This window comes from Nocardioides currus, from assembly GCF_003057875.1.
Lineage (GTDB): Bacteria > Actinomycetota > Actinomycetes > Propionibacteriales > Nocardioidaceae > Nocardioides > Nocardioides currus.
On the sequence record NZ_PYXZ01000003.1, the window covers coordinates 133,018 to 146,893 of the forward strand.

Sequence of the window (13,876 nt, forward strand, 5' to 3'; positions counted from 1 at the left end):
AGGTTGGCGACATGGACTTCCGATACCTCGGCAACAGCGGACTCAAGATCTCCGAGATCACCTACGGCAACTGGCTGACCCACGGGTCGCAGGTGGAGAACGAGGTCGCCACCCAGTGCGTGCGCGCCGCGCTCGATGCGGGCATCTCCACCTTCGACACCGCCGACGTCTACGCCAACACCGCGGCGGAGACCGTGCTCGGCGAGGCGCTCAAGGGCGAGCGGCGCGAGTCGCTGGAGATCTTCACCAAGGTCTACTGGCCGACCGGTCCGAAGGGCAAGAACGACACCGGTCTCTCGCGCAAGCACATCCTGGAGTCGATCAACGGCTCGCTCCAGCGCCTCCAGACCGACTACGTCGACCTCTACCAGGCCCACCGCTACGACACCGAGACGCCGCTCGAGGAGACGATGCAGGCCTTCGCCGACGTCGTACGCCAGGGCAAGGCGCTCTACATCGGGGTCTCGGAGTGGACGGCCGACCAGATCCGCGCCGGCGTCGAGCTGGCGCGCGAGCTCAACGTCCAGCTCATCTCCAGCCAGCCGCAGTACTCCATGCTCTGGCGCGTCATCGAGGACGAGGTCGTCCCGACGTCGGCCGAGCTCGGGGTCTCGCAGATCGTGTGGAGCCCCATCGCGCAGGGCGTGCTGACCGGGAAGTACGTCCCCGGCCAGCCGCTGCCCGAGGGCTCACGGGCCACCGACGAGAAGGGCGGCGCCGACATGATCAGCCGCTTCATGAACGACGACGTCCTGACCCGCGTGCAGGCGCTCAAGCCGATCGCCGACGACGCGGGCCTGACCATGGCGCAGCTCGCCGTGGCCTGGGTGCTCCAGAACGACAACGTCGCGTCGGCACTGGTCGGGGCCTCGCGCCCCGAGCAGGTCACCGACAACGTCAAGGCCGCCGGCGTGAAGCTGGACGCCGACGCGCTGGCTGCGATCGACGAGGCGCTCGGCGACGTGGTCGTGCGCGACCCGGGCAAGACGGCCGAGAACGCCCCGAAGGGCCGCGTCGTCTGAACCCGCTCGTGCCCACCGTCGACTCGACCCACGTCGACTCGATCCACGTCGCCTCGATCCACATCGCGAAGGCCACCCGGCTGCCCATGCGGGCCGTCGAGGTGGTCGAGGCGGAGGCCGGGCGCGGCCTGGTCGGCGACCGCTACCACGGGACGCGGCACCGGCATGTCACGGTGCAGAGCGCGACCTCGCTGGCGGAGGCCGCGGAGGTGTTCGGGAGGGACGTGCCGGCGGAGCTGACCCGACGCAACATCACGATCAGCGACGGCGTCGTGCCCCGCGACCCCGGGTCGCGGATCCGGGTGGGCGACGTGCTGCTCGAGGCCGTGCGGGTCGCCGCGCCCTGCAAGCTGCTCGACGACACGATCGGTCGCGGCGCCCAGGAGGCCCTGCGCCGCCGCGCCGGCACGGTGTTCCGGGTGCTCGGCTCGGGCACGATCCGGGTCGGCGACGCGGTCGACCTCGCCGTACCTCCCGGGTAACGCCACGTTCCATGCACTCCCGCCCCCATCAGTGGGGGCGGGAGTGCTGTGTTTGTGGCGTTACCCGCGTCCGACGTCGAGGGCGAGGCTCAGGCGACGAGGTCGTCGATCTGGTTGAGGGCCTCGGTCATGCCCTCGACCTGGCCCATGTCGAGCACGCGCTGCAGGTCCTCGGCGCTGGTGTGGCTGGCGACGTAGGTGGCACGGGTGCCGCCGTCGTGCTCGGTGAACGTGAAGACGTTCTTGCCGACCGGCATCTCCGGGTTGGGGTTGAAGTCCAGGTCGGCGAAGCCGTCGTCGAAGCTGAAGCTCGAGGGGCCGTCCACCTCGGTGATGTCCCAGAAGCCCGCGAACTTCTCGCCCTCCGGGCTCGTCATGAAGTACGTCGAGCGCGTGCCCGGCCGCAGGTCGTGGTCCACGAAGGTGGCGGGGTAGGTCGGCGGGCCCCAGACCTTTTCGAGCTGTCGCGCGTCGGCGTAGATCTCCCAGATGCGCTCGACCGGTGCCGCGAAGTCGGCCACGATCGTCAGGGTCAGGTTGTCGGGGTCGTGCTGGACGTCGGTGACGGGCATGTCACTGGTTCCTCTCGGTGGGTGGTGGTGGTGCGATCAGGTCGTCGATCCGGGCGATGCGTCCGCGCCAGACGGTCTCGAGCTCGGTGAGCATCGAGCCCACCGAACGCACGGCCTCGACGTCACCGCTGGCCAGGGCCTCGCGGCCGCTGCGCCGCTTGGTGACCAGGCCGGCCCTCTCCAGCACGGCGACGTGCTTCTGCACCGCGGCGAAGGTCATGTCGTAGGACGCCGCGAGCGCCGAGACCGAGTGCTCCCCGGCCAGCACGCGGCGCAGGATGTCGCGTCGCGTCCGGTCGGCCAGCGCGTGGAACATGGCGTCGGCCCGGTCCTCGTGCTGGTCCGCGGTGTCGGTCACGGGACAAACGTACAACCATATGGTTGTAGGTTGTCAAGGGGTCGCTAGCGTGGATCGCATGAGGCCCACCGTGTCCCGCACGTTCACCACGACGACTCCACCCGAGGCGGTCTTCGACTACCTCGCGGACTTCACGAACGCCGAGGAGTGGGACCCCGGGACCGTCTCCTGCGAACGCGTCTCGGGCGACGGCGGCGTCGGCACGACCTACCGCAACGTCTCGACGTTCCTCGGCCGCGAGTCGGAGATCACCTACACGGCGGTCGAGCTCGAGCGTCCGACGCGCATCCACCTCACCGGCCACAACGAGCAGTTCGACGGGCACGACGTGCTCGGCGTCCGCGCCCACGGCACCGGGTCCGAGGTGACCTACACGGCCGAGTTCTCGTTCTCCGGCACCGCGCGCTTCGCGGCGCCGGTCGTCGCCGCCTACCTGCCGTTCCTGGCGAGGAAGACGGTCGACGAGCTGAAGGCCCGCCTCGATCGGCTGCCGGCCTGATGGGCGCGCCGATCGCGTCCCGCGCCCTCGACACCGCGATGGACCGCTCGCTGGTGCTCGGCTACACCCGCATCGGCCTCGCGGTGCGCCGCGCCCTGCCGGGCTGGCCCGCCGACCCGGCGCCCGGCTCGCTGGCGGGCGAGCACGTGCTCGTCACCGGCGCCAGCTCCGGCCTCGGCATCGCCACGGCCGAGGGACTGGCCGAGCTCGGGGCCACCGTGCACCTGGTGGTGCGCGACGAGGCCAAGGGTGCACGGGTCCGCGACGAGATCGCGCGCCGGCTCCCGGCCGCGACGCTGGAGGTCCGGCGCTGCGACGTGGGCGACCTGGACGACGTACGCCGCTTCGCCGCCGCCATCGGTGACGAGCTGCCCTCGATCCGGGCCGTGGTCCACAACGCCGGTGTGATGCCGCCCGAGCGCACCGAGTCGGCGCAGGGCCACGAGCTGAGCATGGCCGTGCACCTGCTCGGGCCGGTCGTGATGACGGAGGCGCTGCGCCCGCAGCTGGCCGGCGCGCGCGTCGTGCTGGTGAGCAGCGGCGGGATGTACGGCCAGGCGCTGCGCTCCGACGACCCCGGCTACCTGAAGGGCGACTACTCCCCGACGACGGCCTACGCGCGGTCCAAGCGGATGCAGGTCGAGATGCTGCCGCTGCTGGCCGACCGCTGGTCCCTCGACGGCATCCACCTCTCGGCCATGCACCCGGGCTGGGCCGACACCCCCGGCGTGCAGGAGTCGCTGCCGCGCTTCCGGTCGATCACGCGACCGGTGTTGCGCGACGACGCCGAGGGCGCCGACACCAGCGTGTGGCTGGCCGCGACGGAGCCCGCCCCCGCGGACGGACGCTTCTGGCACGACCGGCGCGAGCGCCCGATCGACCTGCTGCCGACGACCCGATCCACCCAGGACCAGCGCAGCGCAGCGTGGGCGTGGCTCACGCAGGCGACCGGGCTGGTGCCGAACCAGACGAAGGGCGCATGAGATGAGCGACGAGCAGTGGTCCGACCCGGACGCCGCGGACGGCACGCAGCAGGACTCGGCGTTCCCCGGTGCCGGTCGTCACGTCGACGATGCCGAGCGGGAGGCGGCGCTCGAGGCCGAGCCCGCGGGCAACGCCGAGGTCGGTGACACGGTCGACACCGACGAGGTCGACTCGGGCGCCCACGACGACTGAGCGGGACCGGATCCGCTGGACGTCATGCGGACGGAGCCACGGTCGGTCCGGCCGCATGACGTCGAGGGTGGTGCTCAGGCCTTCGCGCAGTCCGCGAGGATCCGCGCCAGCTCGACCGGCTGGGTGAACATCGGCCAGTGGCCGGAGTCGATGTCGACGTAGTCGACGTCGGTGCACTTCGCGAGCTCCGGGATGTCGCCGGCCGCGAGCCACTCCTTCGCCTGCTCGGGGGTGTACTCCGGGCAGACCATCGTCACCGGCACGGCGTAGCGGCGCTCGTCCGTCAGCTCGGCCACCGCCTGGGTGATGCCGGCCGGCACCGCGATCGCCCCGGCGGCCACGGACTCCTTCACCGCGTCGGACATGTCGTCGGAGTCGGGGCCCTCGAACGGCTCCCAGCCGGGGAAGGGCACGACGCCGTCGACGGGCTCGAAGAACCCGAAGTACTTCTCGCCCGACGGGCTCGGCATCCCGCCGACCAGCGCGACCCGGGCGACCGCCTCGGGCCGTCGGTCCGCGGTCAGCCACGCGAGCTGGCAGGCGGCCGAGTGCCCGACGACCAGCGCCGGCCCGTCGGCCGCGTCGACGGCGGCCACGACCGCCGCGACCTGCTCGTCCAGGGTCGCCGCGGTGTTGCCGTCGCCCTGTCCGGGCAGGTTCAGCGCCACGGGCCGGTGGCCGAGCTTCTCGATCTCGGGCACCACCTCGTCCCAGGCCGATCCGTCGAGCCACATGCCGGCGATGAGCAGGATGTCCATGTCAGTTCTCCTCCGTGGTTGGTGCGGTGTCTGATTCCTGTGCGTCTGCTTCGAGCGCGTAGAGGTCGCGCTCGGCGTACATCCGGTGGTGCCACTCCTCGTTGACGACGATGAAGAGGCACTGCCGCAGCGGAAAGTCCTCCAGCTGCGGCCACCCGGGCGCGGTCTGGGTCACCGTCTCCTCGAGCCGCTCGGGAGTCAGGTCGGTGATCAGGTCACGCATCATCGCCTGCCGCGTGCGGCGTACGGCGAGGACCTCGTCGAGCGAGGGCCGCGCGTCGCGGTCCCACGGGATGCCGTCCCAGCCGGGCGCCTCGTCCCACGGCAGGTCGAGCGGGTGCCACGGGCTGGGCTCGCCCAGCACCATCCGGGCGCCCCAGGCCGCGCTCGCGAACCCGAGGTGGCGCAACGTCTGGATGAACGACCACTCGTCGCGGACGCTCTCGTGCAGCCGTTCGGGCGGGAGCCGGCGGGCTCGCTCCTCGGTCTCGGTCCACAGCTGCTCCAGGATGGTCCACGCCTCCTGGAACTCCAGAGGCGTGCTCGGGTGCATCTTCGCCCGCAGCGGCATCCGGCGGTCCAGCTCGGCGTCGACCAGCGGTCCGATGTCGACGCCGTTGATGGTCACGTTGTCGATCTCGCCGGTGATCTCGACGTCGACGAGCTCGAGTCCGGGGAAGCGGACGTGGTGGAACGAGATCGCACGCAGGTCCGCGTGCTCGATGTGGGCACCGTTGGCCAGGGAGGCTGTGGATCGGTTCATGCGACCACCGTAGGAGGGGTTGCGGACGATCTGCGTCCTGATCCCGTGCGACCATGACGAGATGAGCGAGACCAGCCCGACCGCGCGGGCGCTGCGCACCCTCGAGATCCTCCAGAACCGGCCCGGCTGCACCGCCGACGACATCGCCGAGCGGCTCGGCGTCACCGACCGCGCGGCTCGTCGCTACGTCGCGATCCTGCGCGACGCCGGGATCCCGGTGGAGTCGGTGCGCGGTCCGTACGGCGGCTACCGGCTGGGCCGGGGCGTGCGGCTGCCCCCGATGGTGTTCACCGCCGCCGAGGCGCTCGGCCTGGTGATGGCGGTGCTCGACGGCCGGCACGCCGCGGCCGACGCCGACGACCCGGTCGGCTCCGCGCTCGGGACGATCATCCGCGCCCTCCCGGTGCAGGTGGGGCGACAGGCGGCGACGATGCGCGAGCACGCCCGCGCCGTACCCGACAAGTGGGCGAAGCCCGACCCGGCCGTGGCCAGCGCGCTCGTGGAGGCCGTGGGGGAGCAGCGGCAGGTGCGGATCGGCTACCGCAGCGCGGCCGGGCACAGCCACACCTTCGAGGTCGACCCGTGGTCGGTGGTGGTGCGCTACGGGCGGTGGTACCTCCTCTGCTTCGCCCACCACGCCGACGCCGTGCGGACCTACCGCATCGACCGGGTGACGTCGGTCGGCGAGGGCACGCGGAGGTTCGAGCAGCCGCCCGACCTCGACCCGGTGCGGGTGCTGGAGGAGAACCTCGCGTCCGGCTGGGACCACGAGACGCGGATCGTCTTCCACGCACCGGCGGCCGAGGTGGAGCCGTGGCTGCGCCCCACGATGGGCCGCCTCGAACCGCTCGGCGAGGACCGCTGCGTGGTCGTCGGCACGACGAGCAACCCGGTGATGGTGGCGGGCGAGTGGCTGGCCGGGATGCCCTTCGAGTTCACGGTGGAGGGCGGCCCGGAGCTGCGGGCTGCCGTCGCCGAGGTGGCGGCCAGGATGGCGCGGTCCGTCGCGGGCTGACTTTGAATCGAGGCGCCCGAGTGGCAACGTCGAGTCAGTGAGTGACACCAGAACTGCAGACGGGTCCCGGCACGACACCGGCTTCTTCGGACAGCCGGGCGTGCTCGCCAACCTCTTCGGCGTCGAGCTGTGGGAGCGCTTCAGCTTCTACGGCATGCAGGGCATCCTGCTCATCTACCTCTACTACTCCGCCGCCAAGGGCGGCCTCGGGATCGACGAGGCCACGGCGACCTCGATCGTCGGGGCGTACGGCGGTGCGGTCTACCTCTCGACCATCCTCGGCGCCTGGCTGGCCGACCGGGTGCTGGGCGCGGAGCGGACGCTGTTCTACGCCGCGGCCACCGTCATGCTCGGTCACATCGCCCTCTCGCTGCTGCCGGGGCTGCTCGGCGTCGGCGTCGGGTTGGTGCTGATCGCGCTGGGCTCGGGCGGGGTGAAGGCCAACGCCAGCTCGCTGGTCGGCTCCCTCTACGACGAGCACGACACCCGCCGCGACGCGGGCTTCTCGCTGTTCTACATGGGCATCAACATCGGCGCGCTCGCCGGCCCGCTGCTCACCGGGCTGCTCCAGAAGGAGTGGGGCTTCCACGCCGGCTTCCTCGCCGCGGCCGTCGGGATGGCGCTCGGGCTGGCGCAGTACGCCGCCTTCCGCAACCGCCTCCCCGACGAGACCAACGAGGTGACCAACCCGATCGGGTCGCGGACGCTGGCGACGTACGCCGCGGGGCTGGCCGCCGTCGTCGTCCTGGTCGTGGTCCTGGTGCTGGTCGAGGTGATCACCGCCGAGCGGCTGGCCAACATCGTGATCGGCGTGACGGTCGTGGCGGCCATCGCCTACTTCGCGCTGATCCTGGCCGACCGCGAGGTGCACGGTGCCGAGCGGAGCCGGATCTTCGCGTTCATCCCGCTCTTCCTGTGCAACGCGGTCTTCTGGTCGCTCTACCAGCAGCAGTTCACGGTCGTCACGATCTATGCCGACAAGCGGCTCGACCGCGACCTGTTCGGCTGGGAGATGCCGGTCAGCTGGGTGCAGTCGATCAACCCCGTCTTCATCATCGTGCTCGCCGGTGTCTTCGCCGCGCTGTGGACCAAGCTCGGCAAGCGCCAGCCCTCGACGCCGATGAAGTTCGGTGCGGGGACGCTGGTGATGGGCCTCGCGTTCTTCTGCTTCCTGCCGATGCCCGCGGGCGAGGCCTCGGCCCCGCTCCTCGGCCTGGCCGGGATCCTGTTGGTCTTCACGATCGCCGAGCTGCTCATCTCGCCGGTCGGTCTGTCGGCCTCGACCAAGCTGGCGCCGAAGAAGTACACGACGCAGATGGTCGCGCTCTACTTCTTGTCCATCGCGCTCGGTACGGCGATGGCCGGCACCCTCGCCGGCTACTACGACGAGGCCAGCGAGGGCCCGTTCTTCCTGTGGATCGGTCTCGCGGCGGTCGTCACCGGCGCCGCGGTGATGGCGTTCTCCAAGCCGATCCACCGGCTGATGGCGGGCGTCGACTGACACGATGCCCGTCGGGGTGGGGCGCCCTTGTCCGGCATCCGGTGACGGGACACAGTGGGTGCATGAGCAACCAAGGTGACTGGGGCGAGACCGAGCTCGACGAGACCGAGCGGGCCGACGCCGACATCAACCTCGACGACCCGAGTGCGGGCGACGACGAGCCGTGGAGCCCACCGGACCGCCAGCCTCGGGGTGCGGAGCTGGTCGACGTCGAGGACGAGACGCTCAGCATGCGGGTGATGCAGGAGGAGCCCGACCCCGCGGCCACCGTCACCGACGAACCGATGGTCGGCGGTGACGACCCCCTCGCCATCCCGGCCGACCAGGACGTGCTCGGTGGTGACGCCGACGAGGACGAGTCGTTCGACCTCGACGGCGACCCCGGCCCCGAGTCGCGCGGGATGCACCTGGAGTAGTCGGCATACCGGCGTCGGCGAGGCTCAGGCCCCGTCGTCGCGCCGGTCCTCGTCCTCGATCTCGGCGTGCCGCTGGTGCAGGCGCTCGCGGACCTCGTCGGCGGAGTAGGACCGCCGGACCCGTTCCTGGCGGCTGATCGCGGCTCCGGTGGCGACGCCGCCGAGCACCCCCGCCAGGCCGAGGAGCTTCCACCACGCGAACGTCTTGGCCATGTCCGGAGCATAGGGCCGCGGTGGGCGCCCCGGCAGTGCAGACTGACCGCCATGAACGGCGAGCCCCTCGAGGCCATCACGGTCGGCCAGGCGGTCGACCTCACCCGGACCGGCGACCTGTGGCTGTTCCGTGGTCGCACCGTCGCCGATCGCGCGATCCGCACGCTGACCAACTCGCCGGTCAACCACGTCGGGATGGCGATCGTCATCGACGACCTGCCACCGCTGATGTGGCACGCCGAGCTCTCCCGGGTGCTGACGGACGTGTGGACGGGTGGCCACCACCGCGGCGTCCAGCTGCACGACCTCCGCGAGGCCGTCGACCGGTGGTCGGACACCTACGGACAGCAGGCGTGGATGCGCCAGCTCACCCCCGAGGTCGGGCGGGCGGAGGAGGACGCCGCGATGAAGGCCGTGGCGCGCCTCGACGGCGTCTCGTTCCCCAGCACGGCCCGGTTGGCGGCGAAGTGGTTCCGCGGGCGCGACGCCTACGTCGCGCGCCGCAAGCGCGGGGTCAAGGTGCGCCCCGAGCAGGCCTTCTGCGCCGAGGTCGTGGCGACCACCCTGCAGGACATGGGGATCCTGGCGCTGGACCGGCGGGCGCAGTGGTTCGACCCCGGCACGTTCTGGAGCGGGGACCACCTGCCGCTGATCGACGGGTGGTCCTACGGCCGCGAGGTCAAGGTCGGCCAACCCGGCGCCGGCCCCGTCCCGAGCGCGCGCGACCGCTGGCGCTGAGCGGTTCTCCACAGCCGACGACTCGCTCGTTTCCGACCCGGACGTGCCCGGGAACTCTTCCTCCACCCAGACCGATCCCAGCGATCACCCACGGAGGACACGATGACCAGCCGACTGCACGCCGAGTTCGGGGCGTTGACCCGCACCGCCGCCGACCAGCGCCATGCGCGCAACACCCTGATCCGGATCCAGCACCAGCGTCGTGAGGCAGCGCTCGACCCGGATGCGCTGGGCATGATCCTGCCCGCCCGCGACATCGTCGCGTCCTTCCGCGAGGCGGACCGCGCGACCCGGGCCGGGATCTGGGACGTCGCCCAGCGCTGCGAGGACCTCGGCGACGGCGTGCGCGAGGTCCGCGACCTCTACCGCGACGTCGACCGCGAGGTCGCCGAGCGGTTCAGCGCGATGCTGGGCGGCCAGTCGTGACGGCCGCGGTCGCCCCGGCCCTCGACCTCGAGGCCCGGCTCGGCGCACTCGGCGGCGAGGTCGCCGCCGTGATGCGCCCGCTGGTCCGACCTCTGGTGGAGCGGTGGGAGATGGTCGTCGGCGACGACGAGCAGGTCCACGAGACGGCCCGGCGCTGGCGGATGATGGCGGAGGCGCTGACCCAGGTCGCCGACGACGAGCGTGCGTCGCTCGCCCGGGTGGGCGGCGAGTGGGAGGGACTCGCGCACGGGTCGTTCGATCGGGCGGTCGACGACGTGGTCCGCGACCTCACCGAGATCTCCCGGCGCGCCCGCGACGTGGCCGGGCTGCTCGACGAGGCGGCGGTGGCGGTGCGACGTACGGAGATGGTCGTGCGCGAGCTGATCCACGAGCTCGTCGAGTGGGCGGCCATCTCGCTGGCGGTCAGCGCGGCCGGCGCGATCATCACCCTCGGGGCCTCGGTCGCCGCCGGTGCCGCCGCCGCGGCGGCGAGGGCCGGGATCGTCAGCGCGCGGATCGCCACCCAGCTCGCCCAGCTGGCGCTGGAGCTGCGGCGGATCGACTTCGCGCTCGGGATCTACCAGACCTGGGTCAAGAGCCTGGGCCTGGTGCAGAAGCGGCTGGTGAAGGCGGTGCAGGGCTACGTCGTGCACGCGCTGGTGCCGATCGACGGCGACTGGAAGCCGCCCGCGATCGCGCTTGCGCAGATCGCCGTCGAGCCCGAGACCTGCTTCGAGCAGGGGGTCGACGGCCCGCGGTGGTGATCAGTCCACCGGTGTGGTCACGTCGGCGACGTGCACGAGCGCGTCGCCGGAGTTGACCAGCGGCTGCTCGGTGCGCCCGATCACGATGCCGGTGCGGTTGGCGTGCACCAGTCGCAGCGTCTTGCCGAAGGAGTCGTGCAGCGCCCCGAGCCGCTCGCCCTCGGTGACGTGCTGGCCGAGCGTCGCGTCGAGGTGCAGGATCCCCGTCCGGCGCGCGCGCACCCAGCCGCTCGCCCGGGACTCGATCGACGGCGGCGGCGCCGGCTCGTTGACCGGTTCGGTCATCTCCAGGGCGGCCAGCACGCGGCGTACGCCGATGACGCCCGCGTCGATCGCCCAGGCGTCGAAGCGCAGGCACTCGCCGGCCTCGTAGAGCAGCACCTTCGCCCCTTGCTCGCGGGCCGCGTGCCGCAGCGAGCCGTCGCGGATGCCGGCGTGCAGCATCACCGGCGCGCCGAAGGCCTGGGCGAGCTCGAGGGTCAGCGCGTCGTCGAGGTCGGCGCGGACCTGCGGCAGGTTGGAGCGCCGGTCGGAGCCGGTGTGCAGGTCGAGACCCACGTCGCACTTGGCCACGACCTCGGTCATGAACAGGTGCGCGATCCGCGAGGCCAGCGAGCCGCGGGCCGAGCCGGGGAACGAGCGGTTGAGGTCGCGGCGGTCGGGGAGGTAACGGTCGCCGGCCATGAAGCCGAGGACGTTGACGACGGGTACGGCGACGAGCGTGCCGCGGAACGACTTGGGGTCGAGCCCCGCCAGCACCTGCCGGATCACCTCGACCCCGACGACCTCGTCGCCGTGGATCGCCGCGCTGAGCCAGACCGTCGGCCCGTCCTCGCGCCCGTGCACGACGCGCACCGGCAGGCTGACGTCGGACCCCGTGACCAGCCGGGTGATCGGCAGCTCGAGGTTGCGGGTCGAGCCGGCCCGGATCCGGACGCTGCCGATGGCGAAGGACTCGCGTGCCACTACGACCCCGGTGCGCGGCGGGCGGTCGGCATGGTCACGGTGGTGAGGGTAACGGGTCGAGAGCAGCACTCCCGCCCCCACTGATGGGGGCGGGAGTGCGATGTTCGACCCGTTGCTCGCGTGGGCGGGGCCGTGGTGAGGCCCGCCCCGGCGCACCCGCGGGGGCGGCGGGGTGGACGGGACGGGCCGGTCTGGGTCAGCTGTTGCTGGTCGAGCCGTCCGTGCCCGAGTCGGCGCCCGAGTCGGTGTCGGGCTGGCCGTCGCCGTCGAAGTCGGGCGCGGTGCCGCTGCTGCCACCCTGGGTGGAGTCGTCGGACTGGCCGGGCATGCCGCCCATCTGCCCGCCCATCTGGCCGTCGGGCGGGGTGCCCATCTGGCCGGCCGGTCCACGCATGCCGCCGTCGGGGAAGCCCGACTGCTGCGTGGTCGTGGTGGTCTCGCTGCCGGTGTGCCCGACGGTGTACCCGGCGCCGAAGCCGGCCCCGCCGATCGCGAGCCCCGCCACGACCGCCCCGGCCGCGATCGCCGTGCGGCCGCGGGGGAGGCGGCGCTTCCTGGCCTCGGGGCGCCGGTCGGCGGGGTGCTGGTCGACCGGGTCGATGGGGATCTCGGAGGCGGGGGGAGTGGTGTCGGTGGTGCTCATGGTGGGACCTTTCGTGGGGTGGGTGGTCATGGGTCAGCCGCCCACCGGGCCGCCGCGGCCACCGGCGGGTGCGACGCCCTCGGTGACCTCGGTCGCGGTGCCGTCGACGGTGACGGTGTAGGTCGCGCCCTGCTCGATGTCGGCCGACGAGAAGACGACGGAGGCGGCGTCCTTCTCCAGGGTGTACGCCGCGACCTCGGCGCCCGACTCGTCGGTGATGACGACCTCGGAGCCGGTGGAGGCGGTGCTCGCGAGGGCGGTGGCGAGCCAGCCCTGGGCGGAGTCGGTCGACGGGGCGACCATCATGCCCGCGCTGCCGACCGCCATCAGCGTGCCGCCGGTGACCTCGAAGGTGCCATTGACGTCGAGCGCGCCGTTGCCGTCGGTCGTCGGGCCGTAGACGGTGATGTCACCGCCGGTGATGGTGGCGGAGCCGTTGGAGTCGAGCCCGTCGCCGCTGGCCCACACCTCGAGGGTGCCGCCGTTGACGTAGAGGTGGAGCGACTCGTCGGCCTCCATCCCGCCACCCATGCCGGCCTGCCCGTCGGTGGCGGCGCCGTCGTCGGAGGAGGCGACGTTCACGCCGTCGTCGGCGGAGTGCAGCTCGATGTCACCGTCGTCGATGATGATGAGCGAGCCCTCCATGGCCTCGGTGGAGCCGGCCACGTCGATGGTCCCGCCGGCGACGAGCACCTGGACGCCCTTGATGCCGTCGTCCTGCGAGGTGACGGTGACGTCGCCGCCCTCGATCAGCACGAACCCGGCGCCGGCGTCCTCGGTGTTGTCGGACTTGATGCCGTCGTCGACCGCGTCGACCGTGACGGTGCCGTCGGTGATCGCGAGGTAGTCCTTGCCGATGATCCCGTCGTCCACCGACGTGACGTCGATGGAGCCGCCGGTGATGACCAGCCCGTCCTTGCCGACGATGCCGTTGTTGCTCCTTCCCGTCACGGTGAGCGAACCGCTGCCGCCGATCGTCAGGTCGGCGGTGGAGTAGAGCGCACCGGTCGGAGCGTCCTCGCTCGTGTCGTCGTACGTCGCGGCGTCGGCCAGCGCGTTGCTGGAGCCGTCCGCCAGCACCACCACGACCGACTCCGCGTCGACGACGTCGATCGCCGCCGTGGTCGATGAGGTGATCGACGCGTCGTCCAGCACGAGGCGCACGACCCCGTCGCCGCTGCTGTCCACGACGACCTGGCCGTCGAGGTCGCCGTTCAGGACGTAGGTGCCGGCCGCGGAGATCGTGACCGTGCCGTCCTCGCTGGTGACGGCGTCGCTGTCGGAGGTGCCGGACGTGCCGGACAGGGTCACGTCGACGGCGTCGGCCTCGTCGTAGGAGATGTCGCCGGTCTCGACCTCGACGTCGTCGCCGAGGGCGCCGCCGACCGTGGTGGCGTCGGTGGCCACGACCGAGCTGGCGGTGCTGGAGGTGCCGGACGTGGAGCCGCTCGTCTCGCTGGCCACGGTGGTGCCGCAGCCGACGAGGAGGGTGGCGGCCAGGGTGCCGGCGAGGGCCTGGCGCAGCCGGGTGGTGGGCTTGGGGAGTCGCATGGGGTGCGGCCTT

At 72.1% G+C, this 13,876-nt stretch carries 19 protein-coding genes; 11 read left to right on the forward strand and 8 right to left on the reverse strand.

The window, feature by feature from the left end; genetic code table 11:
- Positions 1 to 11 precede the first annotated feature (11 nt).
- A complete protein-coding gene (locus C7S10_RS09415) occupies positions 12 to 1,022 on the forward strand; it encodes an aldo/keto reductase family protein (protein WP_108344183.1) in 1,011 nt (336 codons plus the stop codon).
- 8 nt (positions 1,023 to 1,030) lie between these two features.
- Entirely contained in the window at positions 1,031 to 1,504 is a 474-nt protein-coding gene (locus C7S10_RS09420; protein ID WP_207769314.1) for an MOSC domain-containing protein, read from the forward strand.
- A gap of 89 nt (positions 1,505 to 1,593) precedes the next feature.
- Here the strand turns inward: C7S10_RS09420 and C7S10_RS09425 are convergent, their stop codons facing one another.
- Complete coding sequence (locus C7S10_RS09425; RefSeq protein WP_108344184.1) at positions 1,594 to 2,076, reverse strand: SRPBCC family protein; 483 nt, start codon at positions 2,074 to 2,076, stop codon at positions 1,594 to 1,596.
- Position 2,077: 1 nt separating this feature from the next.
- Positions 2,078 to 2,434, reverse strand: coding sequence for an ArsR/SmtB family transcription factor (locus C7S10_RS09430; RefSeq protein ID WP_243395291.1), 357 nt, complete (start codon positions 2,432 to 2,434; stop codon positions 2,078 to 2,080).
- Positions 2,435 to 2,492: 58 nt separating this feature from the next.
- Between C7S10_RS09430 and C7S10_RS09435 the strand changes: the two genes are divergently transcribed.
- The 3 genes from C7S10_RS09435 to C7S10_RS09445 are packed head-to-tail and all read left to right on the forward strand — an operon-like array spanning position 2,493 to position 4,109.
- A complete protein-coding gene (locus tag C7S10_RS09435; protein ID WP_165807099.1) occupies positions 2,493 to 2,933 on the forward strand; it encodes an SRPBCC family protein in 441 nt (146 codons plus the stop codon).
- The gene (locus C7S10_RS09440) at positions 2,933 to 3,916 is read left to right on the forward strand and encodes an SDR family NAD(P)-dependent oxidoreductase (RefSeq protein WP_108344187.1); all 984 of its coding nucleotides are present in this window, start codon (positions 2,933 to 2,935) and stop codon (positions 3,914 to 3,916) included. Before C7S10_RS09435 ends, C7S10_RS09440 begins: the two co-directional genes overlap by 1 nt.
- Position 3,917: 1 nt before the next feature.
- On the forward strand, positions 3,918 to 4,109 hold the full coding sequence (locus C7S10_RS09445) for a hypothetical protein (protein ID WP_108344188.1): 192 nt from the start codon (positions 3,918 to 3,920) through the stop codon (positions 4,107 to 4,109).
- A gap of 74 nt (positions 4,110 to 4,183) precedes the next feature.
- Here C7S10_RS09445 and C7S10_RS09450 read toward each other — a convergent pair whose 3' ends face one another.
- Together C7S10_RS09450 and C7S10_RS09455 are read right to left on the reverse strand one after the other, a co-directional pair.
- Entirely contained in the window at positions 4,184 to 4,867 is a 684-nt protein-coding gene (locus tag C7S10_RS09450) for an alpha/beta fold hydrolase (RefSeq protein ID WP_108344189.1), read from the reverse strand.
- Between the two features lies 1 nt (position 4,868).
- On the reverse strand, positions 4,869 to 5,630 hold the full coding sequence (locus tag C7S10_RS09455; protein WP_108344368.1) for a DinB family protein: 762 nt from the start codon (positions 5,628 to 5,630) through the stop codon (positions 4,869 to 4,871).
- A 61-nt stretch (positions 5,631 to 5,691) separates the two neighbouring features.
- Here C7S10_RS09455 and C7S10_RS09460 point away from each other — a divergent pair, with 61 nt between their 5' ends.
- The 3 genes from C7S10_RS09460 to C7S10_RS09470 all read left to right on the forward strand — a co-directional run bounded on the left by C7S10_RS09460 (position 5,692) and on the right by C7S10_RS09470 (position 8,562).
- Entirely contained in the window at positions 5,692 to 6,645 is a 954-nt protein-coding gene (locus C7S10_RS09460; RefSeq protein WP_108344190.1) for a helix-turn-helix transcriptional regulator, read from the forward strand.
- Positions 6,646 to 6,682: 37 nt separating this feature from the next.
- A complete protein-coding gene (locus tag C7S10_RS09465) occupies positions 6,683 to 8,146 on the forward strand; it encodes a peptide MFS transporter (protein ID WP_108344191.1) in 1,464 nt (487 codons plus the stop codon).
- Positions 8,147 to 8,208: 62 nt separating this feature from the next.
- A complete protein-coding gene (locus C7S10_RS09470; RefSeq protein WP_108344192.1) occupies positions 8,209 to 8,562 on the forward strand; it encodes a hypothetical protein in 354 nt (117 codons plus the stop codon).
- A 24-nt stretch (positions 8,563 to 8,586) separates the two neighbouring features.
- Here the strand turns inward: C7S10_RS09470 and C7S10_RS09475 are convergent, their stop codons facing one another.
- Positions 8,587 to 8,775, reverse strand: coding sequence for a hypothetical protein (locus C7S10_RS09475; protein WP_108344193.1), 189 nt, complete (start codon positions 8,773 to 8,775; stop codon positions 8,587 to 8,589).
- Positions 8,776 to 8,826: 51 nt separating this feature from the next.
- Between C7S10_RS09475 and C7S10_RS09480 the strand changes: the two genes are divergently transcribed.
- The 3 genes from C7S10_RS09480 to C7S10_RS09490 all read left to right on the forward strand — a co-directional run bounded on the left by C7S10_RS09480 (position 8,827) and on the right by C7S10_RS09490 (position 10,703).
- On the forward strand, positions 8,827 to 9,513 hold the full coding sequence (locus C7S10_RS09480; RefSeq protein WP_108344194.1) for a hypothetical protein: 687 nt from the start codon (positions 8,827 to 8,829) through the stop codon (positions 9,511 to 9,513).
- A 102-nt stretch (positions 9,514 to 9,615) separates the two neighbouring features.
- On the forward strand, positions 9,616 to 9,939 hold the full coding sequence (locus C7S10_RS09485) for a hypothetical protein (RefSeq protein ID WP_108344195.1): 324 nt from the start codon (positions 9,616 to 9,618) through the stop codon (positions 9,937 to 9,939).
- Entirely contained in the window at positions 9,936 to 10,703 is a 768-nt protein-coding gene (locus tag C7S10_RS09490) for a WXG100 family type VII secretion target (protein ID WP_108344196.1), read from the forward strand. The genes C7S10_RS09485 and C7S10_RS09490 overlap by 4 nt, the downstream gene beginning before the upstream one ends.
- On the opposite strand, the gene C7S10_RS09495 is transcribed toward C7S10_RS09490, so the two are convergent.
- From C7S10_RS09495 to C7S10_RS09505, 3 genes are all read right to left on the reverse strand, one after another.
- Positions 10,704 to 11,669, reverse strand: coding sequence for a succinylglutamate desuccinylase/aspartoacylase family protein (locus C7S10_RS09495; protein WP_108344197.1), 966 nt, complete (start codon positions 11,667 to 11,669; stop codon positions 10,704 to 10,706).
- Positions 11,670 to 11,865: 196 nt separating this feature from the next.
- Positions 11,866 to 12,312 (reverse strand): hypothetical protein, encoded by a 447-nt coding sequence (locus tag C7S10_RS09500; RefSeq protein ID WP_108344198.1) that lies wholly within the window; start codon positions 12,310 to 12,312, stop codon positions 11,866 to 11,868.
- Between the two features lie 33 nt (positions 12,313 to 12,345).
- A complete protein-coding gene (locus C7S10_RS09505; RefSeq protein ID WP_108344199.1) occupies positions 12,346 to 13,863 on the reverse strand; it encodes a carbohydrate-binding domain-containing protein in 1,518 nt (505 codons plus the stop codon).
- Positions 13,864 to 13,876 lie beyond the last annotated feature (13 nt).

What these genes read in the sequence shown, in the direction of transcription:
- C7S10_RS09450 (WP_108344189.1), bottom strand. Translation starts at nt 4,867, where the DNA reads ATGGACATCCTGCTCATCGCCGGCATGTGGCTCGACGGATCGGCCTGG.
- C7S10_RS09445 (WP_108344188.1), top strand. Translation starts at nt 3,918, where the DNA reads ATGAGCGACGAGCAGTGGTCCGACCCGGACGCCGCGGACGGCACGCAG.
- C7S10_RS09460 (WP_108344190.1), top strand. Translation starts at nt 5,692, where the DNA reads ATGAGCGAGACCAGCCCGACCGCGCGGGCGCTGCGCACCCTCGAGATC.
- C7S10_RS09440 (WP_108344187.1), top strand. Translation starts at nt 2,933, where the DNA reads ATGGGCGCGCCGATCGCGTCCCGCGCCCTCGACACCGCGATGGACCGC.
- C7S10_RS09500 (WP_108344198.1), bottom strand. Translation starts at nt 12,312, where the DNA reads ATGAGCACCACCGACACCACTCCCCCCGCCTCCGAGATCCCCATCGAC.
- C7S10_RS09505 (WP_108344199.1), bottom strand. Translation starts at nt 13,863, where the DNA reads ATGCGACTCCCCAAGCCCACCACCCGGCTGCGCCAGGCCCTCGCCGGC.
- C7S10_RS09485 (WP_108344195.1), top strand. Translation starts at nt 9,616, where the DNA reads ATGACCAGCCGACTGCACGCCGAGTTCGGGGCGTTGACCCGCACCGCC.
- C7S10_RS09435 (WP_165807099.1), top strand. Translation starts at nt 2,493, where the DNA reads ATGAGGCCCACCGTGTCCCGCACGTTCACCACGACGACTCCACCCGAG.
- C7S10_RS09470 (WP_108344192.1), top strand. Translation starts at nt 8,209, where the DNA reads ATGAGCAACCAAGGTGACTGGGGCGAGACCGAGCTCGACGAGACCGAG.
- C7S10_RS09455 (WP_108344368.1), bottom strand. Translation starts at nt 5,630, where the DNA reads ATGAACCGATCCACAGCCTCCCTGGCCAACGGTGCCCACATCGAGCAC.
- C7S10_RS09415 (WP_108344183.1), top strand. Translation starts at nt 12, where the DNA reads ATGGACTTCCGATACCTCGGCAACAGCGGACTCAAGATCTCCGAGATC.
- C7S10_RS09475 (WP_108344193.1), bottom strand. Translation starts at nt 8,775, where the DNA reads ATGGCCAAGACGTTCGCGTGGTGGAAGCTCCTCGGCCTGGCGGGGGTG.
- C7S10_RS09480 (WP_108344194.1), top strand. Translation starts at nt 8,827, where the DNA reads ATGAACGGCGAGCCCCTCGAGGCCATCACGGTCGGCCAGGCGGTCGAC.
- C7S10_RS09425 (WP_108344184.1), bottom strand. Translation starts at nt 2,076, where the DNA reads ATGCCCGTCACCGACGTCCAGCACGACCCCGACAACCTGACCCTGACG.